The organism is Mesorhizobium sp. M0621, assembly GCF_040320745.1.
Taxonomy (GTDB): domain Bacteria; phylum Pseudomonadota; class Alphaproteobacteria; order Rhizobiales; family Rhizobiaceae; genus Mesorhizobium.
The window spans coordinates 184,304-208,776 of record NZ_JAMYQF010000001.1; the positions used below are offsets into that span (position 1 = coordinate 184,304).

Annotated in this window: 29 protein-coding genes and 1 tRNA gene; 16 read left to right on the forward strand and 14 right to left on the reverse strand. The window is 62.6% G+C overall.

The window, feature by feature from the left end; all coding sequences use genetic code 11:
• The first annotated feature begins 85 nt into the window (after positions 1–85).
• Positions 86–226 (forward strand): DUF1127 domain-containing protein, encoded by a 141-nt coding sequence (locus tag NKI38_RS00975; RefSeq protein WP_352654031.1) that lies wholly within the window; start codon positions 86–88, stop codon positions 224–226.
• Positions 227–723: 497 nt separating this feature from the next.
• Entirely contained in the window at positions 724–1,419 is a 696-nt protein-coding gene (locus NKI38_RS00980; RefSeq protein WP_023810957.1) for a DUF1013 domain-containing protein, read from the forward strand.
• 58 nt (positions 1,420–1,477) lie between these two features.
• On the opposite strand, the gene NKI38_RS00985 is transcribed toward NKI38_RS00980, so the two are convergent.
• The 4 genes from NKI38_RS00985 to NKI38_RS01000 all read right to left on the reverse strand — a co-directional run bounded on the left by NKI38_RS00985 (position 1,478) and on the right by NKI38_RS01000 (position 3,471).
• Complete coding sequence (locus NKI38_RS00985; protein ID WP_013529238.1) at positions 1,478–2,197, reverse strand: helix-turn-helix transcriptional regulator; 720 nt, start codon at positions 2,195–2,197, stop codon at positions 1,478–1,480.
• Between the two features lie 150 nt (positions 2,198–2,347).
• Positions 2,348–2,542 carry a hypothetical protein gene (locus NKI38_RS00990; protein WP_352654033.1) on the reverse strand — a complete coding sequence of 65 codons (195 nt, stop codon included), beginning with the start codon at positions 2,540–2,542 and terminating at the stop codon, positions 2,348–2,350.
• Between the two features lie 74 nt (positions 2,543–2,616).
• The gene (locus tag NKI38_RS00995) at positions 2,617–3,207 is read right to left on the reverse strand and encodes a DJ-1/PfpI family protein (RefSeq protein WP_352654035.1); all 591 of its coding nucleotides are present in this window, start codon (positions 3,205–3,207) and stop codon (positions 2,617–2,619) included.
• A gap of 96 nt (positions 3,208–3,303) precedes the next feature.
• Positions 3,304–3,471 carry a hypothetical protein gene (locus tag NKI38_RS01000; RefSeq protein ID WP_352654037.1) on the reverse strand — a complete coding sequence of 56 codons (168 nt, stop codon included), beginning with the start codon at positions 3,469–3,471 and terminating at the stop codon, positions 3,304–3,306.
• Positions 3,472–3,779: 308 nt separating this feature from the next.
• Here NKI38_RS01000 and NKI38_RS01005 point away from each other — a divergent pair, with 308 nt between their 5' ends.
• Positions 3,780–4,727, forward strand: coding sequence for a ring-cleaving dioxygenase (locus NKI38_RS01005; RefSeq protein ID WP_352654039.1), 948 nt, complete (start codon positions 3,780–3,782; stop codon positions 4,725–4,727).
• A 117-nt stretch (positions 4,728–4,844) separates the two neighbouring features.
• The gene (locus NKI38_RS01010) at positions 4,845–5,006 is read left to right on the forward strand and encodes a hypothetical protein (RefSeq protein WP_082525434.1); all 162 of its coding nucleotides are present in this window, start codon (positions 4,845–4,847) and stop codon (positions 5,004–5,006) included.
• A gap of 36 nt (positions 5,007–5,042) precedes the next feature.
• On the opposite strand, the gene NKI38_RS01015 is transcribed toward NKI38_RS01010, so the two are convergent.
• From NKI38_RS01015 to tkt, 7 genes are all read right to left on the reverse strand, one after another.
• Entirely contained in the window at positions 5,043–5,756 is a 714-nt protein-coding gene (locus tag NKI38_RS01015; RefSeq protein WP_352654041.1) for an SGNH/GDSL hydrolase family protein, read from the reverse strand.
• A 61-nt stretch (positions 5,757–5,817) separates the two neighbouring features.
• On the reverse strand, positions 5,818–6,558 hold the full coding sequence (locus tag NKI38_RS01020) for a DUF899 domain-containing protein (protein ID WP_352654043.1): 741 nt from the start codon (positions 6,556–6,558) through the stop codon (positions 5,818–5,820).
• Positions 6,559–6,815: 257 nt separating this feature from the next.
• Positions 6,816–7,841, reverse strand: coding sequence for a class I fructose-bisphosphate aldolase (locus NKI38_RS01025; protein WP_352654045.1), 1,026 nt, complete (start codon positions 7,839–7,841; stop codon positions 6,816–6,818).
• A 161-nt stretch (positions 7,842–8,002) separates the two neighbouring features.
• Complete coding sequence (locus NKI38_RS01030; protein WP_352654047.1) at positions 8,003–9,199, reverse strand: phosphoglycerate kinase; 1,197 nt, start codon at positions 9,197–9,199, stop codon at positions 8,003–8,005.
• A 147-nt stretch (positions 9,200–9,346) separates the two neighbouring features.
• Entirely contained in the window at positions 9,347–11,236 is a 1,890-nt protein-coding gene (locus NKI38_RS01035; protein ID WP_352654049.1) for a potassium/proton antiporter, read from the reverse strand.
• Positions 11,237–11,452: 216 nt separating this feature from the next.
• Positions 11,453–12,463 carry a type I glyceraldehyde-3-phosphate dehydrogenase gene (gap, locus tag NKI38_RS01040; protein ID WP_352654051.1) on the reverse strand — a complete coding sequence of 337 codons (1,011 nt, stop codon included), beginning with the start codon at positions 12,461–12,463 and terminating at the stop codon, positions 11,453–11,455.
• A 154-nt stretch (positions 12,464–12,617) separates the two neighbouring features.
• Positions 12,618–14,609 (reverse strand): transketolase, encoded by a 1,992-nt coding sequence (gene tkt, locus NKI38_RS01045; protein ID WP_352654053.1) that lies wholly within the window; start codon positions 14,607–14,609, stop codon positions 12,618–12,620.
• Between the two features lie 263 nt (positions 14,610–14,872).
• Here tkt and NKI38_RS01050 point away from each other — a divergent pair, with 263 nt between their 5' ends.
• The 4 genes from NKI38_RS01050 to NKI38_RS01065 all read left to right on the forward strand — a co-directional run bounded on the left by NKI38_RS01050 (position 14,873) and on the right by NKI38_RS01065 (position 17,437).
• Positions 14,873–15,145 carry a DUF4164 domain-containing protein gene (locus tag NKI38_RS01050; RefSeq protein ID WP_013529251.1) on the forward strand — a complete coding sequence of 91 codons (273 nt, stop codon included), beginning with the start codon at positions 14,873–14,875 and terminating at the stop codon, positions 15,143–15,145.
• Positions 15,146–15,165: 20 nt separating this feature from the next.
• Positions 15,166–15,531: a cell division protein ZapA gene (locus tag NKI38_RS01055; RefSeq protein WP_352632778.1), complete on the forward strand. Its 366-nt coding sequence runs from the start codon at positions 15,166–15,168 to the stop codon at positions 15,529–15,531.
• Between the two features lie 220 nt (positions 15,532–15,751).
• A complete protein-coding gene (locus NKI38_RS01060) occupies positions 15,752–16,411 on the forward strand; it encodes a peroxiredoxin (RefSeq protein ID WP_352654055.1) in 660 nt (219 codons plus the stop codon).
• A gap of 153 nt (positions 16,412–16,564) precedes the next feature.
• Positions 16,565–17,437 carry an MBL fold metallo-hydrolase gene (locus NKI38_RS01065; protein ID WP_352654057.1) on the forward strand — a complete coding sequence of 291 codons (873 nt, stop codon included), beginning with the start codon at positions 16,565–16,567 and terminating at the stop codon, positions 17,435–17,437.
• 340 nt (positions 17,438–17,777) lie between these two features.
• On the opposite strand, the gene rpoH is transcribed toward NKI38_RS01065, so the two are convergent.
• Together rpoH and NKI38_RS01075 are read right to left on the reverse strand one after the other, a co-directional pair.
• On the reverse strand, positions 17,778–18,689 hold the full coding sequence (gene rpoH / locus NKI38_RS01070) for an RNA polymerase sigma factor RpoH (protein ID WP_013529255.1): 912 nt from the start codon (positions 18,687–18,689) through the stop codon (positions 17,778–17,780).
• 189 nt (positions 18,690–18,878) lie between these two features.
• Positions 18,879–19,919 (reverse strand): RluA family pseudouridine synthase, encoded by a 1,041-nt coding sequence (locus NKI38_RS01075; RefSeq protein WP_352654059.1) that lies wholly within the window; start codon positions 19,917–19,919, stop codon positions 18,879–18,881.
• A gap of 27 nt (positions 19,920–19,946) precedes the next feature.
• Between NKI38_RS01075 and NKI38_RS01080 the strand changes: the two genes are divergently transcribed.
• The 8 genes from NKI38_RS01080 (at position 19,947) to tolA (ending at position 24,124) form a co-directional block, all read left to right on the forward strand.
• The gene (locus NKI38_RS01080; RefSeq protein ID WP_352654061.1) at positions 19,947–20,324 is read left to right on the forward strand and encodes a fimbrial protein; all 378 of its coding nucleotides are present in this window, start codon (positions 19,947–19,949) and stop codon (positions 20,322–20,324) included.
• Positions 20,321–20,728 (forward strand): VOC family protein, encoded by a 408-nt coding sequence (locus NKI38_RS01085; protein ID WP_352654063.1) that lies wholly within the window; start codon positions 20,321–20,323, stop codon positions 20,726–20,728. The genes NKI38_RS01080 and NKI38_RS01085 overlap by 4 nt, the downstream gene beginning before the upstream one ends.
• A gap of 91 nt (positions 20,729–20,819) precedes the next feature.
• A tRNA-Glu gene (locus tag NKI38_RS01090) sits at positions 20,820–20,894 on the forward strand.
• A 212-nt stretch (positions 20,895–21,106) separates the two neighbouring features.
• Positions 21,107–21,283, forward strand: coding sequence for a Flp family type IVb pilin (locus NKI38_RS01095; protein ID WP_352633422.1), 177 nt, complete (start codon positions 21,107–21,109; stop codon positions 21,281–21,283).
• A gap of 137 nt (positions 21,284–21,420) precedes the next feature.
• Positions 21,421–21,753 carry a hypothetical protein gene (locus tag NKI38_RS01100; RefSeq protein WP_352654065.1) on the forward strand — a complete coding sequence of 111 codons (333 nt, stop codon included), beginning with the start codon at positions 21,421–21,423 and terminating at the stop codon, positions 21,751–21,753.
• Between the two features lie 239 nt (positions 21,754–21,992).
• Entirely contained in the window at positions 21,993–22,574 is a 582-nt protein-coding gene (locus NKI38_RS01105; protein ID WP_352654067.1) for a VOC family protein, read from the forward strand.
• Between the two features lie 22 nt (positions 22,575–22,596).
• Positions 22,597–23,454 carry a glutathione S-transferase family protein gene (locus tag NKI38_RS01110; protein WP_352654069.1) on the forward strand — a complete coding sequence of 286 codons (858 nt, stop codon included), beginning with the start codon at positions 22,597–22,599 and terminating at the stop codon, positions 23,452–23,454.
• Between the two features lie 301 nt (positions 23,455–23,755).
• A complete protein-coding gene (gene tolA, locus NKI38_RS01115) occupies positions 23,756–24,124 on the forward strand; it encodes a cell envelope integrity protein TolA (RefSeq protein ID WP_352654071.1) in 369 nt (122 codons plus the stop codon).
• 61 nt (positions 24,125–24,185) lie between these two features.
• Here tolA and NKI38_RS01120 read toward each other — a convergent pair whose 3' ends face one another.
• On the reverse strand, positions 24,186–24,401 hold the full coding sequence (locus NKI38_RS01120) for a hypothetical protein (RefSeq protein WP_352654073.1): 216 nt from the start codon (positions 24,399–24,401) through the stop codon (positions 24,186–24,188).
• Positions 24,402–24,473 lie beyond the last annotated feature (72 nt).

The window sequence follows — 24,473 nt, forward strand, 5'->3', positions numbered from 1 at the left end:
TTGCTATGCAAAATCAGCCATTCAAGTCCTCATCGATGATGACTATTTGAGCATCATCGAAACGAGCAATCCTTGGAGGACTACCATGAACCCGATCCGTGCTTACCGTAACTGGCGCATGTACAACGAGACCGTGCGCGAACTGAACCGCCTCAACGCACGTCAGCTCAGCGATCTCGGCATCAACCGTGGCGATATCGAAAAGATAGCCCGCAGGGCCATCTGATTTGAGCATGGTCCGCTCCAAAGAGCGGACCATGCCGTAGAAGCAAGAGCCGAAGCAGACGGTTTTGCCGTCGCCGGTTCCGAGCCCGCTGGACCCTGTCCGGCGGGTTTTGTCGTTTTGGGCGCAGTTTCGCTCGCGGCAATGGCGCGAGTGCCCTGGCGACAGCCAGTTCGGCGGTGTCGGCAGCTTTTGTGCCGGCAGCTTTTCACGATAGGAATTTTTTCTTGACTCCGTGCCCTCAGCTATGGTACATATTCGTCCATGGTGCTGATTTGCGCCAGTGACCCGCCGCACAGGCGGGTTTTTCGTTTCCGTCAGCCAACGCGCCGGCGAAGGCTCCGAAGGAACCCGTTAACCCGAGTTCGTTGCCCTGCCGTTGCTTCCAAAAACATTGCGAAACAACAATGGAACGGTTATACAGGCCGCGAATTTCCCATTTTGGTGGCTCTAAACCACCGCCCGCGCGGGAACGCGGGCGAACGAGAAGGATTTTTTAAATGGCCAATACGCTGCTTATGCCCAAGGCGACCGCCGTCTGGCTGGTCGACAACACCGCGCTTTCCTTCGAGCAGATCGCGCAGTTCTGCGGGCTGCATCCGCTCGAGGTCAAGGCGATCGCCGACGGCGAATCGGCGCAAGGCATCAAGGGCATGGACCCGATCATGACCGGCCAGCTGACCCGCGACGAGATCGCGCGCGCCGAGAAAGACCCGAACCAGCGCCTCAAGCTTTCGGATCCCAAGGTGCGGGTACCCGAATCCAAGCGCAAGGGTCCGCGCTACACGCCGCTTTCGAAGCGCCAGGACCGGCCGAATGCAATTCTCTGGCTGGTGCGCAACCATCCCGAACTCAAGGACGCGCAGATCTCGCGCCTCGTCGGCACCACCAAGTCGACGATCGAGCAGATCCGCGAGCGCAAGCACTGGAACTCGGCCAATCTGCAGCCGATGGACCCGGTGACGCTGGGCCTTGCGTCGCAGATCGACCTCGACATGGAAGTCAATCGCGCCTCGCGCGGTCGCGAACAGGCGCAGCCGGTCGGTGACACGTTGTTGCCGGCGGCCTTGACCGAGCGGCTGGTGCCGGCTCCCGAGAAACCGAAGGACGAGGATGCCGAACTCGATGCCAACGCCGTGTTCGCCAAGCTCTCGGCGCTGAAGTCGAAGAACACGGACAATGACGACGACGAGTGAGACGTCGCACGCCCTATGAAAAAAGCCCGCTTCGAGCGGGCTTTTTTGTGCCGTTTTCTCAGCTGCGCGCGGCGCGGTCCGGGGCCATGCCGTAATCCTCGCTGCGCTCCACCGCCCGATAGAAGTCGGCAAGCTGCTTGCCGCGCTCCGGTTTGAAGATGCGGCCGGCGATGACCACCGAGGCGATGCGATCGATGCGGAAGGCACGAAAATCATCGCGCATCTCGCACCAGGCGACCAGCGTCCACACCTTGCCCCAGAACCACAAGCCAAGCGGGCGGATATCGCGGGCGGTGCCGCGGCCGGCCTCGTCCGAGTAGTCGATGGTCAGCACCTGGCGCTTTTCGACCGCGCGCTCGATCAGGTCGATCGCCTCGCGGGCGGCGTCGCTGACCACCCACATCGGCGTATGGATCTCGGTGCGGGCGATGCGGTCCTTTTCGGCGTCGGGCAGCACGGCACCGATCTTGACCAGTGCCTCATCGGCGGCGCGCGCCATGGCAGCGCCGCCAAAGGCGCGCACCATGCGGGCGCCGGCAACCAGCGCGACGATCTCGTCACGCGTGAACATCAGCGGCGGAAGGTCGAAACCCTCCCTCATCATATAGCCAACGCCGGCCTCGCCGTCGATCGGCACGCCGGTCGACTGCAGGTCGGCAATGTCGCGGTAGATGGTTCGCTCGGAAACCTCGAGCCACGTGCCGAGCTTCTGCGCGGTGACCAGACGGCCACCACGCAGATGCTGCACGATCTGAAAGAGCCTGTCGGCGCGGCGCATCGTTTGCTTCCCCAGTGTTGTTCCCATGCATGGCGTGGCTCCGAGACCGGATCCACTTTCAGATGACATGCATTACGGCTTCAGCCCTTCGCGCTTGCGCTGCGTGGCGACGAATTCCGCGCCGAAGGACATTTTACTCGTTGTCGACGTCTACGCATCAAGCACGCGCCAGAAAGGGGTACGCAGATGATAGCCTATGGTGACCGGACATGTCACTTCGGCGCCATGCTCGACGGCGAGCGGCGTGCGCAACGCACGCAGCATCGGCTGACCTTCGACGGCGCCGGCCATCGTGCGCGCGCCGTTGATGCCTGGTGTGTCCAATCTGCCGTTCCAACTCTTCATCGATCGTCCTTTCGACCGCCGATGCGCAGTGTCTGATACTCGCACCATCGCACGCCCCTCCTGACAGCATACTGTCAGGAGGCTTCAGCATACTCCTTGGCGAACAGCGTTCGCATCTGGGCGAGGTCGCTGCCTCTTTCTGGATAGAGTGCGTTGAGAAAGGCGAGCGCGAAGGTGCCTGGCGCCGAACCGGGCGCGGAAACAATTTTGCCGTCAGCCACGGCATACGGCACATCCTGATAATTGCTGTCGCCGGCATAGCCGGCCTCATGATCGTTGATCCAGTCGCGACCATTGCTGGTGTGCCTGGCTTTCTCGAACAGGCCGGCACGGGCCAGTGCCAGCGTGCCGGCGCAGATACCGCCGACCATGCCGCCGCGCGACGCAATGGCGGTAAGCAGTTCCGCCGCATCCGGCGGCGCCTTGCCGAACCACAGATCGGAGCCGATGACGGCGATGGCGTCGAGATCGGTATTCTCATCCGCCTCGGCCGAACGGTCAGGCGTCAGCCGAAAGCCGCTGATGCCGGTCACCGGCTTGCCGTCAGGCGCTAGCGATACGGCGCGGGCGCCGAACCATTCGACCGCAGAAGCCGCCAGCAGCCCGTACTCCCAGTCGGCAAAACCTTCGATGAAAAGAAAGCCGATTGTCTTCTGTTCGGGCATAAGCTCGCTCCATCCCTCGCGCGCCAAACCTGCTATTTGGTTTCTTATCTGGGCGTCGCAGCGCCCACATCCAACCGCAGGGTCGAAAAATTCGTCTCAATTGCCGCGAAAGCCACGGTCGGCATACATATCCGGCCAGCCGATATCCTTGCGAATGTCCGCTGGCAGCGAGTTCATGAGCCGCCGGGTGCGGATCTCGTTGCGCATCGTCCGGATCTTGCCGGCATAGTGCTGCATACCGCGCAAAATGGTAAAACCGTTCATGGCTGGTCTCCTCTCTTCTGATGGAGACACTATCGCATACCCCTCCTGACAGCAGTCTGTCAGGAGGATGGCAGGGCATGCGATGATAGTTCGGCCGCCGCGCTCGCCCGAGGAAAGCATCGCTTTCGCTGCATCGCATTCTGCCCGCGGCAGGGCCACAGCTATGCAATTGTTCACCGAGGCAATTAAATCGAGACGCTATTGTTCATTCTGCGGCGACGGACCGTCCGGATAGGCAGGCCTTCAGCGACGTGGCCGCAGTTCTGATATGAAGGGAGAAAATTCTTCTCCAAACAGGGAGACGACCCATGAGCTTGCAACTGACAGGTATCCACCATCTGACCGCGATCACCGCCAATGCGCCGGGCAATCTTCACTTCTACACGAAGGTGCTGGGTCTGCGGCTGGTCAAGAAGACCGTAAACCAGGACGATACCTCGGCCTACCATCTCTTCTATGCCGATGGCGAAGCCACACCGGGCACCGATCTCACCTTCTTCGACTGGCCGGTCGGACGGGAGCGGCGCGGTACCCACAGCATTGCGCGGACCAGCCTCAGAGTCCGTAGCCAGGAGAGCCTTGCCTGGTGGAAGCAGCACTTGGCAGACGAAGGCATCGTAACAGGAGAGATCGCCGACATCGGCGGCTACCCCAGTCTGGATTTCGAGGACCCGGAGGGCCAGCGCCTGCGGCTCATCAGCGACGGCGGCAAGGGCGACAGCCATCCCTGGGCGCAGAGCCCGGTGCCGACCGAGCACCAGATCCGCGGGCTCGGGCCGATCGTCATCAGCGTCCCTGATATCACCAACACCGAGGCGGTGGTGACCAGGGTGATGAACATGCGCAAGGCACGCGAGTATGCTTCGCCGGAGGGCCAGGTTCACGTCTTCGAAATGGGCAAGGGCGGGCCTGCGGCGGAATTGCATGTTCTGGTGCAGCCGGGACTGGCGCCGGCACGGCAAGGCGCGGGTGCGGTTCACCATGTGGCCTTCAGGGCGCCGGACCAGGAGACGCTGCATCAATGGACGGCGCGGCTGGCCGAATTCCGGCTGCCTTCGAGCGGCGAGGTAGAACGCTATTACTTCCGCTCGCTCTATTTCCGCGAGCCGAACGGCATCCTGTTCGAGATCGCCACCGACGGGCCGGGCTTCACCGCTGACGAGCCGCTGGAAACGCTGGGTGAAAGCCTCGCCCTGCCGCCGTTCCTCGAACCGAAGCGCGCCTCGATCGAGGCCGGCCTCAAGCCGCTGAAGTAGACCGTCTCCCGGTCAAGGGCGGGCGCCGCGTTCCGGTTCGGGATCGCGACGCCCATTCTTTCTCAGGCAACGAACGAGGTGCTTTGACAGCCGGCCGCGTTGCTGGTCAAAGGCGGCATGTCGAAACTCCTCGCGCTCGTCATTGTTGGCATCATGGTCATTCAGCTGATCAAGCCGCTCGGCTGGCCCGGTCTGAAACGGCGCAGCGACTTCTGGAAGCTGGCGCTGCTGGCGATGGCGGCGATTTCCATAACAGCCGTGCTTGGGCACTGGACATAGGCCTCGCATCGGGCGAGGCCAGCTACTACCAGCCCTTCAGATGGCCAGCACCGGACCGACGAGATGTTCGGCCCAGGCGCGGTAGCCGGCTTCCGAGGCGTGAAAGCCGTCGGAGGCAAAACCGGCCTCAGGATTTGTGATCGGCAGGCGCGGCGCCGGCACCGCGCCGCGCTCCAGGCAAAGGCGTTCACCCATCCGGTTCATTTCGGTGGCGCGGATTTCAAGAATTTTTCCGAGCAGCGGCGGCATGGCCGGCGCCCGCGTGAACTCCAGCACGGGCGACCACACCACGCGCGCTTCCGGCCATTTGGCGCGCAGCGCGTAGAGCAGGCCGCCGAACTCCTTCTTGAAGCGCGGCACCGAGTGAAAATTCTTGGTGTCATTGGTGCCGATGGCCAGCACGATATGCGTCCATGCATCGGCCGACAGATTGGGCAGGACATGGTCGCGGATCTGGCCAGACGTCGCCGAATTGAAGCCGGCGGCGCGCCAGCGCACGGCGCGGCCTGTGCTCTGCCAAATCAGCACGGCGAGTTGCGCGGCAAGCCCGTTTTCCGAATTGCCGATGCCGACCGAAGCGGCGGAGGAATCGCCCAACACCAGAAGCGAGATCGCCGGCGCTATGCCGGCGATTTCGTGCATGACCGGCCCCTGAGCCGGCAGCATGCGCGTGGTGCGGCGTCTCACGCCGAGGCCCTGCCAGATATAGACAGGGAAGGCGAGCCAGGTGAGGAGGGCCGGGAGGCGCATGACAATACCGTTAAACGATCAGCGGCAGACTTAGCGCAGGTATGTGCTCGGTTGAAAGGCTTCAGTCGCAGCAATTCGGCTTTGCCGCCCGACCTTCCTGATATTCGTCGTGCAGCCGCACCCAGTCCATCAAACTGTGATACGGGCCGTTTTCGTTGCGGCCCTTCGGCGTCATGTCGAGATAGTCATAGGTGCCGATCAGCGCCTCGCCGCCGCGGGCGCGCGACAGGAAGGTGAGGAAGATGTCGCCGTTCTCGTCCCTGTAGAAAACACTGGTGCCGGGAAGCTCCTTGGAGGTCCGGGGACGGGTCTCGAAATTGTAGGTGGTGTCGCCGGCGGCGATCTGCCTGTCGGTGAAGGAAACCTGCATGTCGAAGTTGAAATCCGAGGCATAGGACGACACCCAGTCGAATTTCCAGCCCATGCGCTGCTTGTAGGGCAGAAGTTCCGCCAGCGGCGCGCGCGAAACCACGACCAGCGACACGTCGTGATGCCTGAGGTGCTGATTGGCGCCGTCGATATGGTCGGCAAGGAATGAGCAGCCTTGGCAATGATGGCTGCAACCCGGCCCGAACATGAAGTGATAGACGATCAGCTGGCTGTTGTTGGCAAACAGATCGGCCAGTTTCCTCGGTCCTTGCTCGGTCTCGAAGACATAGTCCTTCCTGATCTTCAGCCAGGGCAGTTCACGCCGCTCAGCCGCGATCCGCTCACGAAGCCGTGTCAGTTCCTTCTCGCGCGCCAGATGCGCCTTGTGCGCCTGGAACCAGTCTTCGCGCGAAACGACCTTGTTGCGATGCATGAAACTCTCCCTGTCTGTCATCCCCAAGGACGTTCGGGGCAGGCGCAAACCGACATCGCCGGCTGTTTGTTTGAGCATGATCTCTGACAAACGGTTTCCGCTTGTCAGAGAAAACCGGATTCCACTTTTCGGGATCATGCTCCAGCGCGCCGATTGGCAGATAGGGACGACGAGGCTCCGCCCCAAGTCCGGCCAAGCCGCAAACAAAAAACCCGGGCGCATCGGCCCGGGTTCGAAGGAAGACGGAAGGACTGCAATCAGGCAGCCTGTTCCAGGCTCGCCTTCCATTTTCCAAGCGCCGCCAGGTGGTTCATATGGGCGCGATGGGTGAAGGCGGCCTGGCCGGCGGCAACGTTCGACGCCTTGCCGCTCCAGGCTTTCTGCGGCGCGGCCTGCAGCGCGCGGCCGTAGGAGAAGGTCAGCTTCCACGGATGCGGGCCGATGGCGTTGATGGCGTTGAGGTTGGCGGTCGCCTCCTCGTCCCCCTGGCCGCCGGAGAGGAAGGCGATGCCCGGCACGGCTGCCGGTACGGTCTGGCGAAACAGTTTTATGGTCTTTTCCGCGACTTCTTCCGGGCTGCTCACCTTGCCCGATTTCTTGCCGGCCAGCACCATGTTGGGCTTCAGGATGGTGCCTTCGAGCACGACGCGCGCGGCATGGAGCTCGTCGTAGAGCTTGATCAGCGTGGCCTTCGAGATGTCGTAGCAGGTGTCGATGTCGTGTGCGCCGTCCATCAGCACTTCCGGCTCGACGATCGGCACGATGCCCGCCTCCTGGCAAAGAGCCGCATAGCGGGCGAGTGCGTGGGCGTTCGAACCGATCGAATTGGCCGAGGGCACGCCCTTGCCGATGTCGATGTCGATCACCGCGCGCCATTTGGCGAAGCGGGCGCCGAGCTTGTAGTAGTCGGCAAGGCGCTCACGCAGGCCGTCGAGGCCCTCGGTGATGGTGTCGCCGGGAAAGCCGGCCAGAGGCTTGGCGCCGGCGTCGACCTTGATGCCGGGGATGGCGCCGGCCGCCTTGATGATGTCGACCAGCGGCGTGCCGTCGGCGGCTTTCTGGCGGATCGTCTCGTCGTAGAGGATGACGCCGGAAATGTACCGGGTCATCGCGTCCCTGGTGCGGAACATCATCTCGCGGTAGTCGCGGCGGCTGTCGGCGGTCGATTCGACGCCGATGACGTCGAAGCGCTTCTTGATGGTGCCGGAACTTTCGTCGGCGGCCAGCAGGCCCTTGCCATCGGCGACGATCGCGGCGGCAATGTCTTCGAGACGTTCGCTCATTCTGCTTCTCCTGAAGGGTTCGTTCCGCGCTTAACGGAAGTCTACCGCCAAAGGAATGGCATCGGAAAGCTCGAATCGATTGAAAGTCTCGGGCGACCCTGCCCGTTCTCCATGTGTTGATCGGCTTATCCGGTTCCCGCGTTCCGCGACGCCAAGCGCGTCTAGCGTTTCAGCACATCGACGCCGGGCAGCGGCTTGCCTTCCATCCATTCCAGGAAGGCGCCGCCGGCGGTCGAGACATAGGTGAAGTCGTCGGCGACGCCTGCATGGTTGAGCGCCGCCACCGTATCGCCGCCGCCGGCAACGGAGACCAGCTTGCCGGCCGCGGTGCGCTGAGCCGCGTGCTTTGCCGCCGCCACCGTCGCATGGTCGAAGGGTGCGATCTCGAAGGCGCCGAGCGGGCCGTTCCAGACCAGCGTCGCGGCGCGGTCGATCCATTCGCCGATGGTCGTCACGGTTTTGGCGCCGACATCGAGGATCATGCCGTCGGACGGCACGTTCGAGATGGCGACGGTCTCGCAGGCCGCGCCCGCCTTGAATTCCTTGGCGACGACGCCGTCGACCGGCAGGATGATGGCGCAGCCGGCCTCGGCGGCCTCGATCATGATCTGCTTGGCGGTCGTGGCCAGATCATGCTCGCACAATGATTTGCCGACATCGGTGCCGCGCGCCGCAAGGAAGGTGTTGGCCATGCCGCCGCCGATGACGAGTGCGTCGACCTTCTTCACCAGGTTCATCAGCAGGTCGATCTTGGTCGAGACCTTGGCGCCGCCGACAATGGCGACAACCGGGCGGACAGGATTGCCCAGACCCTTCTCCAGAGCTTCGAGTTCGGCCTGCATGGTGCGGCCGGCAAAGGCCGGCAGCAGATGCGCCAGCCCCTCGGTCGACGAATGGGCGCGGTGCGCGGCGGAAAAGGCGTCGTTGACGAAGATGTCGCCATTGGCGGCAAGCTTTTCGCTGAAGGCCGGATCGTTCTTTTCCTCGGCCTTGTAGAAGCGGGTGTTTTCAAGCAGCAGCACATCGCCCTTGTTCATGGCGGCGACGGCGCTTGCCGCGGTGTCGCCGACGCAGTCACTGGCGAAGCCGACGGGGCGGCCGAGCACGTCAGCCGTTGCCCTGGCTATAGGCTCCAGCGAGAATTCAGGCGAGGGGCCATCCTTGGGCCGGCCGAAATGCGCAAGCAGGATGACCTTGGCGCCCTTGGCGGACAGTTCGGCGATGGTCGGCGCGATGCGTTCGATGCGGGTGGCGTCGGTGACCTTGCCCTCGGCGACAGGCACGTTGAGGTCGACGCGCACCAGCACGCGCTTGCCGCTGATGTTGCCGATATCGTCGAGTGTCTTGAAGGCGGCCATGCGGGTTCCTTTCCGTGGAAAATCGCCGGGACCATACCTCGCATCGATGATGATGCAAGGCTTGAGCCCGGCTTCGAAACGAATTTTCGAAGCCGGCACGATTTTGTGCCGTGAGCGGATTAAGGGCAGCGCTCACAATCGAAGCTGTCAGTTTCCGGGTGCCGCCTTTTCAGGCGCGGGTTCCGGCGTCGGTTTCTCGTCCGCCCGCGCCTCGGTCATCTTCGTCTGGGTCGGCTTGCGCCAGTTGCGGATGAAGGTGGAGAGACGGTCGGCGATTTCGCCGGCGCTGAGGAAAACCGGCACCCGCGCCACCGGCGCGGTCGGCTCGAACGAAAGGCCGAGGCCTGTGATCTTGCCCTTGTCGTCGACGTCGCGAACGATCAGCTCGATCGGGCCGATCAGCACGCGGTCGGCATATTCCGCATGGCCGCCGAGCCGCGCCGTGACCAGCGCGCCGACGGTCAGTTGCTGCTCCGCGTCGGTGAGGCCGGGCGCATAGGCCGCTTCCAGTTCGGCGGCGGAGCGTGCCGGATCGACGGCGAAGGCACCGAAGAAATCGGCGTCCTCGGGATCGACCACGGCGCGGCTGGCGAACAGCTTGTCGAGCAGGCGCGGATAACGGTCCGGCACGAAGATGTAGACCTGGTCGCCGGCGGCGAGCCGGCCCATGTCCTGAAAGCGCATCGAGCGGCCGTCACGCAGCACCAGCGAAGGCCGTGCCCAGCGCGGTATGCGCTCGCCGCGCGCCACCGGGCTGCCGGGGGCGACGCGATAGGCAAGAAGCTCGTGGTGGGCCGAGCCCGGTAATTCCAGTTCAACCTTGTCCAGCGGGCCAAGGCGGGCCGGGACGATCAGGCCGAGCCGGCGGGCCAGCGGTCCGACCGTCCAGCCCTGGATGACCAGCGACACCAGCACGATGATGAAGGCGGTGTTGAAGATGACGCGGCCGTTTTCCAGGCCGCCGAGCAGCGGGGTGATGGCGAGCAGGATCGACACCGCACCGCGCAGGCCGACCCAGGAGACGAAGGCGACTTCGGGGCGCGGCAGACGGAACGGGATCAGGCACAGCCAGACCGCGATCGGCCGTGCCACGAACATCAGGAACAGGCCGAGCAGCACCGCCGGCACCATGATCGCCGGAAACTGCGATGGCGTCGCGAACAGGCCGAGGATGAGGAACATGATGATCTGCGCCAGCCACGACATGCCGTCCTGGAAGCGCTTGAGGATGGTGACAGCGCGGATGTCGGAATTGCCGGCGATGAGGCCGGCGATATAGACCGCCAGGAAGCCCGAGCCGCCAATGGCGCCGGCGGCGGCAAAAACCATCAGCGACAAGGTCAGCACGAAGATCGGCAGCAGGCCGTGATCGAGATTGAGCCGGTCGACGAGGCGCACGATGGCGAGGCCGCCGAGCACGCCGACGACGGCGCCGAGGCCCATGTTGAGCAGGAAGCCGAGGAACAGGCTGGTGACCAGGACATTGGTCTCGGGGTTGGCATGGGCGGCGATGATCTCGACCAGGGTGATGGTCAGGAAGATGGCAATCGGGTCGTTGGTGCCGGATTCCACCTCGAGCGTCGAACGCACGCGTTCGCGCAGATTGATCTCGCCGGCGCGCAACAGGAAGAACACGGCCGCGGCATCGGTGGAGGCGACGGCGGCGCCGAGCAGGAAGGATTCCAGCCAGGTGAGGTGGAGCAGATAGTGGGCGGCGGCGCCGAACAGGCCGGTCGTGACAAGCACGCCGAAGGTCGCCAGCGACAGAGCCGGGCCCGCAGCCTGCCGCAAGGCGTTGAGCGGCGTGCCGAACCCGGAATCGAACAGGATAACGGCCAGCGCCAGTGAGCCGGCAAAATAGGCGATGCGGGCGTTGTCGAACTGGATGCCGAGACCGTCGGTGCCGGTGGCCAGGCCAATGCAAAGAAACAGGAGCAGAAGAGGGGCGCCGAAGCGGAAGGCGATCAGGCTCGAAAAGGCGGCGGCGACGACAAGCGCTGTACCGACCAGCGTGACGAGATAGATCGCGTGCTCCATCCGTGATTTGCCCCTCGAATTCCTCTTTCTCTCGCTTCACGGCAGAGTGGGGCGAAGACATGACCAGTGCAAGGCAGCGGGGTGGTTTTTTGCTCTATGCTGCTGATTTTCGGATGTTTTGGCGCTCAGGCACCAATTGTGAAGGCGCAAGCCGCCCTCATGAAAAACGCCCGGACAAAGCCGGGCGTTTCTGGTCTCGAAAAGAAAGCTTTGCGATCAGGCGATGGTCTTGCCGAAGGCGACTGCTGTATCGCCCATGCGGTTGGAGAAACCCCATTCATTGTCGTACCAGGACAGCACCGAAACGAAGTTGCCGTCCATCACCTTGGTCTGGTCGAGCGCAACGATCGAGGAGCGCGGATCGTGGTTGAAGTCGATCGAGACGTTTGGGTGATGGGTGACGCCGAGGATACCCTTGAGCTTGCCGTTGGAGGCGGCGATCACCGCGTCGTTGATCTCCTGCACCGTGGTCGAACGCTTGGCAATGAACTTGAAGTCGACGACCGAGACGTTCGGGGTCGGCACACGGATCGAGATGCCGTCGAGCTTGCCCTTGAGATCAGGGAGCACCAGGCCGATCGCCTTGGCGGCGCCGGTCGAGGTCGGGATCTGCGACAGGGCCGCGGCGCGGGCGCGGTAGAGATCCTTGTGCATGGTGTCCAGCGTCGGCTGGTCGCCGGTGTAGGAATGGATCGTCGTCATCATGCCCTTTTCGATGCCGACCGTCTCGTGCAGCACGGCTGCAAGCGGCGCCAGGCAGTTGGTGGTGCACGAGGCATTCGAGATGACGATGTGGTCCTTGGTCAGCTGGTCGTGGTTGATGCCGTAGACGACTGTGAGGTCGGCGCCTTCGGCCGGGGCCGAGACGATGACGCGCTTGGCGCCGGCGGTCAGATGCGCGGCCGCCTTGTCGCGGGCGGTGAAGATGCCGGTGCATTCGAGCGCGATGTCGATGCCCAGTTCCTTCCACGGCAGCTGCGTCGGATCCTTGATGGCGGTGACCTTGAACGTCTCCTTGCCGACGGTGATCTGGTCGCCGGACACCGAAACTTCGTGCGGGAAGCGGCCATGCACGCTGTCGTAGCGCAACAGGTGCGCATTCGTCTCGACCGGGCCGAGATCGTTGACGGCGACGACGTCGATGTCCCTGCGGCCGGATTCATGGATGGCGCGCAGGATGTTGCGGCCGATGCGGCCGAATCCGTTGATTGCAACTCTGACGGTCATTATTCTCTCCCTGGGAGCTGAGGGCAGACGATGGGTCCGCAGTTTCATAGCGGCGGAAGCGGAAAGAATCCAGCCGCGGCGACGTGGATTTAAATCGATTAGGTTGGGCCAGTCCGGCGAAAACCGCTTTGCACGGTTTCGCCGAACTCTGAACCTACTTGGTATGCAGGCGGGCTTCCGCCGCGTTGGCCGCCGCTTCGGCGGTAATGCCGAAATGCGGATAGAGTTGCTCGATCGTGCCCGAAGCGCCGAAGCCGGTCATGCCGACGAAGATGCCGTCGGAACCGATGAAATGATCCCAGCCCTGGCGGATGCCGGCTTCGATCGCCATTTTCACCGGCGCGTTGCCGATCGTCTTCTTGCGGTAGTCGTCGCCCTGCCTGTCGAACAGTTCGAAGCAGGGAACCGAGACGACACGGGTGGGATGGCCATGCTTTTCCAGCAGGTCGCGGGCGCCGAGCGCGATCTCGACCTCGGAGCCGGTGGCGAAGATCGTCACCGCCGCCTCGCCGCTGGCTGCGGCCAGTTCATAGGCGCCCCGGCCGCTGAGATTATCGGCGACGAATTCGGTGCGCACCGTCGGCAGGTTCTGGCGAGTCAGCGCCAAGGTCGACGGCGTCTTTTCCGACTCGATCGCCAACTGCCAGCATTCGGCGGCCTCGACCGCATCGGCCGGCCGGAAGACATTGTGGTTGGGGATAGCGCGCAATGCGGCCAGATGTTCGACCGGCTGGTGGGTCGGACCGTCTTCGCCCAGACCGATTGAATCATGGGTCATGACGAAGATCGAGCGGATGCCCATCAGCGAGGAAAGCCGCATCGACGGACGGGCATAATCGGAAAAGCAAAGGAAGGTGCCGCCATAGGCGATCAGACCGCCATGCAATGTCAGGCCGTTGATAGCGGCGGCCATGCCGTGCTCACGGATGCCGTAGTGGACATAGCGCTGGCCGTAGTCGTCTGATGTGATGTTCTTGGTCTGGCTGGTCTTGGTGTTGTTGGAGCCGGTCAGGTCGGCCGAACCGCCGATGGTCTCGGGCACGGCGCCGTTGATGACTTCCAGCGCCATCTCGGACGATTTGCGGGTGGCGACCTTCGGCTTGTCGGCAGAGAGCTTCTTCTTGTAGTCGGCAATGACGGCGTCGAAATTGGACGGCAGCTTGCCATCGATACGGCGCTCGAACTCGGCCTTCAGCTTTGCGTCGGCCTTGGCCAGGCGGCCTTCCCAGTCTGTGCGCGCCTTGACGCCGGCTCTGCCGGCGGAGCGCCAGGCGTCGAGGATGTCAGCCGGAATCTCGAAGGGCGGCGAATCCCAGTTGAAGAACTTCCGTGCGCCGGCGATCTCGTCGGCACCGAGCGGCGAACCGTGCGCCTTGTTGGTGCCGGCCTTGGTCGGCGCGCCGAAGCCAATGGTCGTCTTGCAGGCGATCATCGTCGGCTTGTCGGAATGACGGGCGGCTTCGATGGCATAGGCGATGGCTTCCGGATCGGTGCCGTCGATATGGCTGGCGTTCCAGCCGGAGGCCTGGAAGCGGGCGACCTGATCGGTATTGTCGGACAGCGACACCGGACCGTCGATCGAGATGTTGTTGTTGTCCCAGAAGACGATCAGCTTGTTAAGCTTGAGGTGGCCGGCAAGCGCGATGGCTTCCTGGGAAACACCTTCCATCAGGCAGCCGTCGCCGGCGAGCACATAGGTGTAGTGATCGACGAGGTCATTGCCGAATGCCGCGTTCATGATGCGTTCCCCGAGCGCGAAGCCGACCGAATTGGCGAGGCCCTGGCCGAGCGGTCCGGTCGTCGTCTCGATGCCGGTGGCATGGCCGTATTCGGGGTGTCCGGCGGTCTTCGAGCCCAACTGGCGGAAGTGCTTGATCTGGTCGATTGTCATGTCTTCGTAGCCGGTCAGATGCAACAGCGAATAGAGCAGCATCGAGCCATGGCCGGCCGACAGGATGAAACGGTCGCGGTCGGCCCAGTGCGGGGCCTTGGAATCATATTTCAGGAAGCGCGTGAACAGCACCGTGGCGATGTCGGCGCAGCCCATGGGCAGGCCGGGATGGCCGGAATTTGCCTTCTCGACGGCGTCCATGGAGAGAAAGCGGATCGCATTGGCCATCCGGTCATGTTGTTCACGCGACGTCATGGTTCCTCCAGAAGTGGGGGTTTGGGGGCTTGGGAGAGCCCTTGAAAAGGGTGCGCGACACATAGCAGGCGCGCGCTTTTAGTCAACAAATCGGGTGCACATTTGCCGGTCTTGTGATGCCGGCAGCGGGTCTACATTAGCGTTAGCAGGGGACAGTCGCGAGAGCTTTGTTGACGTTGCCTTCACCCGGTGCCTAATGTTTCCTGGATAACGCGTTCTGAACGCGAACGATTCGGTGATGGGCAGGGCACAGGACGAAGGCCATGACCGGGGAAGCCACACTCAAGGAAGTTATCGCCAGGCTGGGCAAGGCCATTGAGGGGCTGGAAAACGCCGTCGCGGCCAAGCTTGAGCATGAACGCGATTACTCGGAAGCCGAGGCCGAAGTGCAGCGGATGAATGCCGATCGCTCCCGGCTGGCGCAGGAACTCGACAATTCCGAAGCACGCGCCGAACGGCTGGAAGACGCCAACAAGGAAGTGTCGCGACGGCTGGTGACCGCCATGGAAACCATCCGCGCTGTGTTGGACAGGTAGGGGGCTGGACAGGTAGGCTCATGGCTCAAGTCACCGTTTCCATCGACGGCAAACAGTATCGGATGGCCTGCGACGAGGGCCAGGAAGAGCATCTGATCGACCTTGCCGAACGTTTCGACCGCTATGTCTCGCATCTGAAGGACTCCTTTGGCGAGATCGGCGACCAGCGGCTGACGGTGATGGCCGGCATCATGGTGATGGACGAGCTTTCGGAGCTGCAGAAACGCGTCAAGGGCATGGAAACCGAAGTGCTGACCTTGCGCAAGACGCGCGACGATGCGCTGACCAAGGCCGACAAGAACGACAGCGTGCTGACCAACGCGCTTGGCGCGCTGGCACAGCGCATGGAAGACCTGACGGCGACCCTGGCGGTCAACAAGACCTGAGGCAGCGCGCACTTCGAGTTCAAACCACAGCTCTCGTCCGCTGGCGTTGCCCCCGGCAGCATGAAAATTCTCGCTCTGCCGCCGACAAGAGTTTGATATTATCTCGCGGCCGCAATTTTTGCGCTAATATGCGGCGATTGCCGGAGCGTGGACATGTGATGGCGGCCATGATTTGCCGCCGCTTGCTTCTGGCGGAATCTGTTTACAGGGGAGATGTGCCATGAGCCTTCGTATCAACGATATCGCGCCGGATTTCACCGCCGAGACCACGCAAGGGACGATCAACTTCCATGAATGGATCGGTGACGGCTGGGCGATCCTGTTCAGCCACCCGAAGAACTTCACGCCGGTCTGTACGACCGAGCTTGGCGCGATGGCTGGGCTGGAGGGTGAGTTCAAGAAGCGCAACGTCAAGATCATCGGCATTTCGGTCGATCCGGTCGCGAGCCATGACAAGTGGCAGGCCGACATCAAGACGGCGACTGGCCAAACGGTGCAGTATCCGCTGATCGGCGACAAGGACCTCAAGGTCGCCAAGCTCTATGACATGCTGCCCGCCGGTGCCGGTGAAACGTCGGAAGGCCGCACGCCGGCCGACAACGCCACCGTGCGCTCGGTCTACGTCATCGGGCCGGACAAGAAGATCAAGCTGGTGCTGACCTACCCGATGACTACGGGCCGCAACTTCGACGAGATCCTGCGCGCGGTCGATTCCATGCAGCTGACCGCCAAGCATCAGGTGGCGACGCCGGCGAACTGGAAGCAAGGCGAGGACGTCATCATCACCGCCGCCGTTTCCAACGAGGATGCGATCAAGCGTTTCGGCGCTTATGAGACCATCCTGCCCTATCTCAGGAAGACCAAGCAGCCATCCGCCTGATCGCTTCGGAACAGTTTTTGGCTTTCTCGCCGCTGCGAGCGAAATGAAACTTGACTGGGCCGCCCGAGCGGACAACCATGCTCTTCTCGGGTGCAGTCAGAGAAAATCATTTCTGCGAGCCGAGGGTTGGACCGAGGGTTGGGGAAGCCGAAATTGGACGTAGCTTTGGCCAGGCCACAGGTCAGCGGCTTCTACGACAAGCCGACCGGGGCCATTCAGTATGTCGTCGCCGACCAGGCGACGAAGCGATGCGCCATCATCGATCCGATCCTCGATTTCGACGAGAGATCCGGCGCCACGGCAACAACGAACGCCGATGTCCTACTCGATTTCATCGGCGAGCAGGGGCTGAGCGTCGAATGGATCCTCGACACCCATCCGCATGCCGACCATTTCTCGGCGGCGCATTATCTGAGAGAGAAGACCGGTGCGCCGACGGCGATCGGCGACAGGGTCGTCGGCGTCCAGAAACTGTGGAAGGCGATCTACAACTGGCCGGATTTTCCCGCCGACGGTTCGCAGTGGGACAGGCTTTTTGCGGAAGGCGAAACCTTTCAGGTCGGCACACTTCCGGTCAAGGTGCTGTTCTCGCCCGGGCACACGTTGGCCTCGATCACCTATGTGGTCGGCGATGCCGCCTTTGTCCACGATACACTGTTCATGCCCGACAGCGGCACGGCGAGGACGGATTTTCCCGGCGGCAGCGCCGCGCGGCTCTGGCGCTCGATCCAGGATATCCTGGCGCTGCCGGACGAGACGCGCGTCTTCGTCGGCCATGATTATCAGGCCGGCGGCCGTGAGCCCTTATGGGAAAGCACGGTCGCCACACAGAAGGCGACCAACATCCATCTTGCCGCCGCGCGCAGCGAGGCCGATTTCGTCGCCTTGCGAGAGGCTCGTGACAGGACGTTGCCGATGCCGCGGCTGATCCTGCATGCGCTGCAGGTCAACATGAATGGCGGACGGCTGCCGGAGCCCGAGGCGAATGGCCGACGGTATTTGAAGTTTCCGCTGGATGGGCTTTGAGGAGCTTTGCCGATCGCCGTGCCTTTCAGAATCTGGGTTCCTCGCCCCACGTAGTGGGGAGAGGTGGCTCGGCGTAGCCGAGACGGAGAGGGGAGCGACGTCCGCGAAGTCAATGCCGGATCGAGACAAGGCACATAGCGAGAAGCGGGCTTGGGAACCAGTGAATGAGCAAACCCCCAACCGCCGCGCTGCCCCCTCTCCGTCTCGGGCTTCGCCCGAGCCACCTCTCCCCCGCGTTGCGAGGGCGAGGAAGCGCCAATCGCGAAGGCAGAACCCACAAGAGAAAAACGGCGACAGTTTCCTGGCGCCGCCTTTGATGTTTTCATTACCTATCCCGGCTTTACGCCGCCGGCTGGGCCTCGATGGTGCGCAGCGCCTGGGTCTGGCGCTTGGCGGCGGCCTTGACCGCGTCCTGTACCTTCTCGAAGGCGCGCACCTCGATCTGGCGCACGCGCTCGCGGCTGATGTCGAACTCGGACGACAGCTCTTCCAGCGTCAGCGGCTCCTCGGCAAGGCGACGGGCCTCGAAGATGCGCCGCTCGCGCTCGTTGAGCACCGCAAGAGCGCCCGACAGCATGCCGCGCCGGTTCTCCAGCTCGTCCTGCTCGATCAGCATCTCTTCCTGGCTTTCGTGGTCGTCGACCAGCCAGTCCTGCCATTCGCCGGACTCGCCTTCGCTCGCCCGGATCGGGGCGTTGAGCGAGGCGTCGCCGGACAGGCGGCGGTTCATCGACACCACTTCGGCTTCGGAAACGTTCAGCCTGGTGGCGATCTCGGCGATCTGGTCGGGCTTCAAGTCGCCGTCGTCGAGCGCCTGGATCTTGCCCTTCACCTTGCGCAGGTTGAAGAACAGGCGCTTCTGATTGGCTGTCGTGCCCATCTTGACCAGGCTCCACGAGCGCAGGATGTACTCCTGGATCGAGGCCTTGATCCACCACATGGCATAGGTCGCGAGGCGGAAGCCGCGCTCGGGTTCGAATTTCTTGACGGCCTGCATCAGGCCGACATTGCCTTCCGAGATCACTTCGCCGATCGGCAGGCCGTAGCCTCGATAGCCCATGGCGATCTTGGCGACGAGCCTGAGGTGGCTGGTGACGAGCTTATGCGCAGCGGAGGTGTCTTCATGCTCGGCGTAACGCTTGGCGAGCATGTACTCTTCCTGCGGCTGCAGCATGGGAAAGCGGCGGATTTCTTCCAGGTAGCGGCTGAGGCCGCCTTCGCCGGAAACGATACTGGGTAATGACTGGGCCATGATAGCGCCCCCTCTCTATTGGAGTGATGCCCCCGAAACGCGGCGGGCATGTGACGCGAGCACCAAATGGCTCGCTCGCGACGCAGTTGTTATACAGGAACAAAACCAGAAAAGACAGGCATTTGTTCAACACGAAACAGTGTGTCACGTTGAAGTGAACAATGCCGCTCAGGTTTTTCTGGGGCAGGTTCAGAGCTTGCGAAAGCCGCCTACGAGTTCCTCCATGTCGCTCGGTATAGGCGCCTCGAACCTCATCGTTAAATGGGTAGTGGGGTGACGAAATGCAAGGAGCCAGGCATGCAAAGCTTGCCGGGAAAATGCCTTGACCTGACTTTTCAGCGGTTCGGGCAGCCGGTTGGCCTTGGTGCGGAAGGCCAGGCCATAGTCGGGGTCGCCGATCACCGGATGGCCGATATGCGCCATGTGGACGCGGATCTGATGGGTGCGGCCGGTCTCGAGCCGACATTCGACCAGGCTTGCGGTGGCGAACTCCTGTTGTGTCTGGCCGAAACACTCCTGCACGGCAAAGTGGGTGACCGCATGGCGGGCGTCGTCGCGTCCTTCCGGCACCACGGCACGGCGCACGCGGTCGGCGGCGCGGCCGAGCGGCGCATCGACCTTTCCGGTCGGTCTCTGCGGTATGCCCCAGACCAGCGCGAGGTAGGCGCGTTCGAGATCGCCGGTCAGGCCGTGATCGGCGAAAGCTTCGGACAGCGACTTGTGGGCGCGGTCGGTCTTGGCCACCACCATGACGCCGCTGGTCTCCTTGTCGAGCCGGTGCACGATGCCCGGCCGGCGCACGCCGCCGATACCTGAAAGACTGTCGCCGCAATGATGGATCAGCGCGTTGACCAGCGTGCCGGTCCAGTTGCCGGCGCCGGGATGCACGACAAGCCCCGCCGGCTTGTTGATGACGATCAGCTCGTCGTCCTCATAGAGGACGTCGAGCGCGATGTTTTCGCCTTGCGGTTCGGCCGGCTCCGGCTCCGGCATGATGACCGACACGCTTTCGCCTCGCGTCATCTTGCGCTTGGTCTCGTCGATGCGCTTGCCGTTGACGCTCACCGCGCCCTGCCTGATCAGCATCTGCACGCGGCTGCGCGACATGTCCGGACCGAGGCTGGCCGCCAGCCACTGGTCGAGGCGCTGACCGGCCGCATCCGCGCCCGCTACCAGCACGGTCGGCGCCGCCTCTATCAATTCAGGGGCCTCTTCGCTATGAGCGCTCATTGAAAAACCGTTCCGGACTATTTTGCAATGGCCAATGCCGAGGAAGACCAAGAGAAGCCGCTCGACCCCGAGATCGACAAGGTGCGCGGCAAGCTCATCCGCTTCATGGCCATCAATCTCGGCCTGCTTTTGCTGGCTCTTATGGTGGTGATCGCGGCGGTTGTCTACAAATCCCGCAAAGCATCTCCTGAGAACCCGCCAGTGACCGGCGATATCCAGACACCCGCCGGCGAACCGGTCAGCGGCGATATCGTGCTGCCGGTCGGCGCCAGGGTGGTCAGCCAGTCGCTGTCCGGCAATCGCGTCTCGATCGACGCCGAGCTTGCCGACGGCAGCCGCACGATCTTCATCTATGATATCGCCGCACGCCGCCTGATTGGCCGTTTTGCGATCCGCAACAAATGAAAGGTTTCGCCGAACACCGCCGCGTCGCGACCGTCGCCCTGGTCGTCGCCAGCTATGACGAGGCAATTGCATGGTATGTCGAGCGGCTTGGCTTCCTGCTTACCGACGATATTGATCTCGGCAGCGGCAAGCGCTGGGTCACGGTCGCGCCGGCCAGCGGGCAAGGCGCTAGGCTGCTGCTGGCCAAGGCTTCCGACGAGGCACAAAGCAAAAGCATCGGCAACCAGACCGGCGGCCGGGTCTTCCTGTTCCTCGAAACCGACGACTTTGCCCGCGACCATGCGACGATGCTGGAGAAAGGCGTCGAATTCCGCGAAGCACCGCGCTTCGAGCCCTACGGCACGGTGGCCGTTTTCGCCGATCTGCACGGCAATCTCTGGGACCTGATCGAGCCGAAACGATAGGTTTGTGGCCGGCTTTCTACCGATGTGGCAAAGCTGGTCGAACCCCGGTTGCTTTTTCCCAGCGCGCAGCCTATATCGCCGGTTCTTGAACGCGCCCATCGTCTAGCGGTCAGGACACCGCCCTCTCACGGCGGGAACAGGGGTTCGATTCCCCTTGGGCGTACCAAGGAATTTCAACAAATTCGCAGAATGCCATCGCGCCATCCCGGGCGTCCACCATGTGGCTGCAGCTTGAAGCGCCCAATGGCACCTCAGGCTCCAGCCTTCATTTCATTTTTCCGGCAAATATTAACGGACCCGAAACCGAGAACCTTAACTGCTCCGCAACCCGCGCGGCAGCATATTAGTGCTGTCTTTAATAAGCCCAGGAGGTTGAAAATGCAGAAAATAGTCTACCGTTTCGCGCGGGACGAGTCTGGCGCGACGGCGATCGAGTATGGCTTGATCGCGGCTCTTATCGCGCTGGCGATCATCACCGGCGCCGGCGCGGTTGGCAATTCGCTCAACGGCATATTCACGACCGTCGGCACTACGGTCAACAGCAGCGGGTCGTAAGTCATCTATCCGGTCGGCCTACCGGCCGGAGTCGTTTGCAGCTCGGGAATAGGGGTTCGATTCTCCTTGGGCGTACCAAGATATCTTCGTCACATATGATGCTTGCGCCGCACGGTACGTTGCAGCAAGTTGTCCGCATGAAACAACTGGCCTTGGTCCTTGTCGTCTCCGTATCCCTGTTCGCCCAGTGTGGTCCGTCCTTCTCCAAGGATAGGAAGATCACCGGCACCATTCGAGGTTTCGAATGCGGCGACAATTGCTACCTGACCATTGTCGACGGCAAGAGGGCCGAGCAAGTCGGCCTGTGTGCCGCTCCCGAGTGCGAAAGCTGGAACGAGAAAACCGTGATGCCGTCCCGCTACAAGGGAAAACGTGTGACGGTTACGGTCGGGCAAGGCCAGCAGGTCGATGACAGCGGGAACGTCATGGGAGAGATGATGGCTTTCAAGAAGATCAAATTTCTCAACTAGCGTGCCGAGATTGGGTAGCGTGCCGAGATTGGGCAGCGTGCTGGGATTGGGCGCAATTCGCTTTCGACCCTAGACCACGGATCTCTCAGAGCTTCTCCATCAATCGTCCGAACCTGGCCACGTTCGTCGCTTCTGGCGCAGCGGGGCCGATTGCATTAGCATTGCGTCATGAATCCTGAGGCACGGCTCCAGCGGCGCATAGAAATGCCGGGTGCCGGATAGATCGGGGGAGAAGGCCAATGCAGAAGCTGCAATCGCAGGGCGTTCATCACATCACCCTGGTCGGGGCCGGGCGCCAGACCTCGATCGATTTCTGGGAAGGCGTGCTCGGCATGCCGTTCATCTTCGAGCAGCCGAACCTCGACAAGGCGAGCGAAAGCCATCTCTATTTCGATCCGGGCGACGGAAGGCTGATCACTATCTTCACCGATGAGAGCCGCACGCCGGAAAAACGGCGCACGCCGACCGATCCGGGTTGCGTCCACCACATCGCTTTTTCGGTGTCGCGCGTCACCTTTCTGCAGGCCGTCGCGCGGCTCGACGAGCGCGACATCAAGCACAGCGGCGTCAAGGATCGCGGCTTTATGGATTCGATCTATTTCGAGGATCCGCTCGGCCTGCTGATCGAACTGGCCTCCTACCGCTTCGAACCGCCGGCGGGCTTCACCCATGCCGACGTGCTGATGGAAGCGCACAGGCTGCGGGTGGCACGTGGCGACTATAACATCGCGGAAGTGCACCTCGCCGATGCGATCCAGTCGCTCGTCGAGCGTTCCCGCGCAACTCTGTCGGACGACCGGGCGCCGAAGAACCCATACTGAACAGACCAGAGGGAGGAACAAGATGGCCAAGACAGCGACGAAGAGTGCCAGGAAACCGGCAGCCAAAGCAGCCGTCAAGCCGGCGGCGAAAGCTGCGGCAAAGCCCACGGCCAAGGCAGCCGCCAAGCCCGCCACGAAGGCGACGGCAAAAGCCGCGTCTGGGGCCAAGGCGAAGCCGGCGAAGAAACCTGGCGTAAAGCTCAGCATGCTGAAGCCCAGCGTCAACAACATGACGGTTCGGGTGTTCGCGCGCGCGGCCGGGCTGGATGCCGCCGAGACCGATGCCTGGGGCCACACCCGTTCGCCGGAATTCATGGCGCGCAACCCCGCCCATTTGACGCCGATGATCGAGGACAAGGGCCTTCCCAGAGGCGTGTTGTGGGAAAGCTGCGCCATCATGCAATACCTCTCCAACAAGCACGGGCTGGAGAAATTCTATCCGAAGGCGCCGGCCAAGCGGGCGATGATCGACAGCGCCATGTTCTACCTGGTCGGTACGCTCTACCCCTATGTGGCGCGCGCCACCTATCCGTTCCTCGGTTTTCCGCAATATGCCGGCGAGGTCGGCCACAGCGACGCCCACCCGGACAAGAAGTCCGAAGCCCAGAAGGCGGCGATGGCGGCGATCGCCGAGCCGCTGGAGGTCTTCCACAGCTTCTTCAGGGACGGCAAGCCGTTCATCGGCGGCAAGAACCCGTCCATCGCCGATATCCGCCTGGCGGCGACGCTCGAATTTCTGGCCGTCATCGACTATCCTCTGCCCAAATGGGCGAAGGACTATGTAGCGGCGGTCGAGAAGAAGCTCGGCAAGGCCTATAGCGAGCCGGCCGGCGACGTACGCGGCTACATCGCCCATGTGAAGTCGCAGGCCAAGGCCTGAGGTTAGGGATTCGTTAACCAAAGCCCTGTCTACTGCCGGTAATTCGCTTTCGGCCCGCGACCACGGATGTACTGGCGCAGAACGTCGTAGCGATAGGAAAGGTCGGCGCAATGCCGGCCTTTTTTTGCTTTTTGCGCGCTATCGCCGAGTGTGAACGGGCACCGGTCTGGCGCGCCAGCCTCTGTGTCGCTTTTTTGGCGTCAACTTTTGCCGGAGATATTGTCATCGCCTGCTTTGGCCCTACCATCCATTTTGGCAGTCCGGCACGGATTGTCGATCAGGCATGAGATGAGGGCTGGCGATGAAAAGCGTTGCGAGGCGGGTTGCGGTTGCGGGCGTGATGCTGGCGAGCGCCATTCATCCTTCAAATGCGGCTGAACTCAACACCATGAGCGATGTCGGGGCCGCCATCCAGGCATGCTGGACGCCACCGGCGGACGCCGGAACCGCCAGCGTGACCTTGAGCTTCAGCTTCAAGCGAGACGGCACGCTGATCGGCCCACCGAGGCCGACGGCCATCAAGGTGGATGGCGATGCCAAGGCGAAAAAATCGTTTGTCGACGCCGCAACAACGGCCTTGCAGAATTGTCTGCCGCTGACCTTTTCACCGAAGCTGGCGCAAGGGATCGCCGGCAACGTATTCACGTTGCAATTCGCCTCTCCCAAGTAGGCCCGCAAAAGTAAGTCCGCAAGCAGCTGTGCCACGCACGGCTCGTTGCGGTATGCCGGGCTCAGTGGTGACTGCGCCTTGCCTCGGCATGCCGGGCGAGGTCAGGCGTCTCGAAGACGTAGTCGTTCCAAGCCGACTCCGGAACCTGGCCGGCCAGATAGCATTCCAGTAGCAGGCTTTGCTCGGGGTTGAGAGGCCTTGGCGCGCGCCCGTGATCCAGCCCCAGCGAGTAAAACAGGTTTCTTGTCAGGTCCGAGACCGTGAAGTGGATCGACATCTGCGTTCTCCTTTGACCATCCAACGCCCAAGACCAGGCAAAGGTTTCAAAGGCGCCTGGCGGTAACGGCGG

Coding starts and splice junctions, on each gene's coding strand:
- NKI38_RS00975 (WP_352654031.1), top strand. CDS start 86: ATGAACCCGATCCGTGCTTACCGTAACTGGCGCATGTACAACGAGACC.
- NKI38_RS00980 (WP_023810957.1), top strand. CDS start 724: ATGGCCAATACGCTGCTTATGCCCAAGGCGACCGCCGTCTGGCTGGTC.
- NKI38_RS00985 (WP_013529238.1), bottom strand. CDS start 2,197: ATGCGCCGCGCCGACAGGCTCTTTCAGATCGTGCAGCATCTGCGTGGT.
- NKI38_RS00990 (WP_352654033.1), bottom strand. CDS start 2,542: ATGAAGAGTTGGAACGGCAGATTGGACACACCAGGCATCAACGGCGCG.
- NKI38_RS00995 (WP_352654035.1), bottom strand. CDS start 3,207: ATGCCCGAACAGAAGACAATCGGCTTTCTTTTCATCGAAGGTTTTGCC.
- NKI38_RS01000 (WP_352654037.1), bottom strand. CDS start 3,471: ATGAACGGTTTTACCATTTTGCGCGGTATGCAGCACTATGCCGGCAAG.
- NKI38_RS01005 (WP_352654039.1), top strand. CDS start 3,780: ATGAGCTTGCAACTGACAGGTATCCACCATCTGACCGCGATCACCGCC.
- NKI38_RS01010 (WP_082525434.1), top strand. CDS start 4,845: ATGTCGAAACTCCTCGCGCTCGTCATTGTTGGCATCATGGTCATTCAG.
- NKI38_RS01015 (WP_352654041.1), bottom strand. CDS start 5,756: ATGCGCCTCCCGGCCCTCCTCACCTGGCTCGCCTTCCCTGTCTATATC.
- NKI38_RS01020 (WP_352654043.1), bottom strand. CDS start 6,558: ATGCATCGCAACAAGGTCGTTTCGCGCGAAGACTGGTTCCAGGCGCAC.
- NKI38_RS01025 (WP_352654045.1), bottom strand. CDS start 7,841: ATGAGCGAACGTCTCGAAGACATTGCCGCCGCGATCGTCGCCGATGGC.
- NKI38_RS01030 (WP_352654047.1), bottom strand. CDS start 9,199: ATGGCCGCCTTCAAGACACTCGACGATATCGGCAACATCAGCGGCAAG.
- NKI38_RS01035 (WP_352654049.1), bottom strand. CDS start 11,236: ATGGAGCACGCGATCTATCTCGTCACGCTGGTCGGTACAGCGCTTGTC.
- gap (WP_352654051.1), bottom strand. CDS start 12,463: ATGACCGTCAGAGTTGCAATCAACGGATTCGGCCGCATCGGCCGCAAC.
- tkt (WP_352654053.1), bottom strand. CDS start 14,609: ATGACGTCGCGTGAACAACATGACCGGATGGCCAATGCGATCCGCTTT.
- NKI38_RS01050 (WP_013529251.1), top strand. CDS start 14,873: ATGACCGGGGAAGCCACACTCAAGGAAGTTATCGCCAGGCTGGGCAAG.
- NKI38_RS01055 (WP_352632778.1), top strand. CDS start 15,166: ATGGCTCAAGTCACCGTTTCCATCGACGGCAAACAGTATCGGATGGCC.
- NKI38_RS01060 (WP_352654055.1), top strand. CDS start 15,752: ATGAGCCTTCGTATCAACGATATCGCGCCGGATTTCACCGCCGAGACC.
- rpoH (WP_013529255.1), bottom strand. CDS start 18,689: ATGGCCCAGTCATTACCCAGTATCGTTTCCGGCGAAGGCGGCCTCAGC.
- NKI38_RS01075 (WP_352654059.1), bottom strand. CDS start 19,919: ATGAGCGCTCATAGCGAAGAGGCCCCTGAATTGATAGAGGCGGCGCCG.
- NKI38_RS01080 (WP_352654061.1), top strand. CDS start 19,947: ATGGCCAATGCCGAGGAAGACCAAGAGAAGCCGCTCGACCCCGAGATC.
- NKI38_RS01085 (WP_352654063.1), top strand. CDS start 20,321: ATGAAAGGTTTCGCCGAACACCGCCGCGTCGCGACCGTCGCCCTGGTC.
- NKI38_RS01095 (WP_352633422.1), top strand. CDS start 21,107: ATGCAGAAAATAGTCTACCGTTTCGCGCGGGACGAGTCTGGCGCGACG.
- NKI38_RS01100 (WP_352654065.1), top strand. CDS start 21,421: ATGAAACAACTGGCCTTGGTCCTTGTCGTCTCCGTATCCCTGTTCGCC.
- NKI38_RS01105 (WP_352654067.1), top strand. CDS start 21,993: ATGCAGAAGCTGCAATCGCAGGGCGTTCATCACATCACCCTGGTCGGG.
- NKI38_RS01110 (WP_352654069.1), top strand. CDS start 22,597: ATGGCCAAGACAGCGACGAAGAGTGCCAGGAAACCGGCAGCCAAAGCA.
- tolA (WP_352654071.1), top strand. CDS start 23,756: ATGAAAAGCGTTGCGAGGCGGGTTGCGGTTGCGGGCGTGATGCTGGCG.
- NKI38_RS01120 (WP_352654073.1), bottom strand. CDS start 24,401: ATGTCGATCCACTTCACGGTCTCGGACCTGACAAGAAACCTGTTTTAC.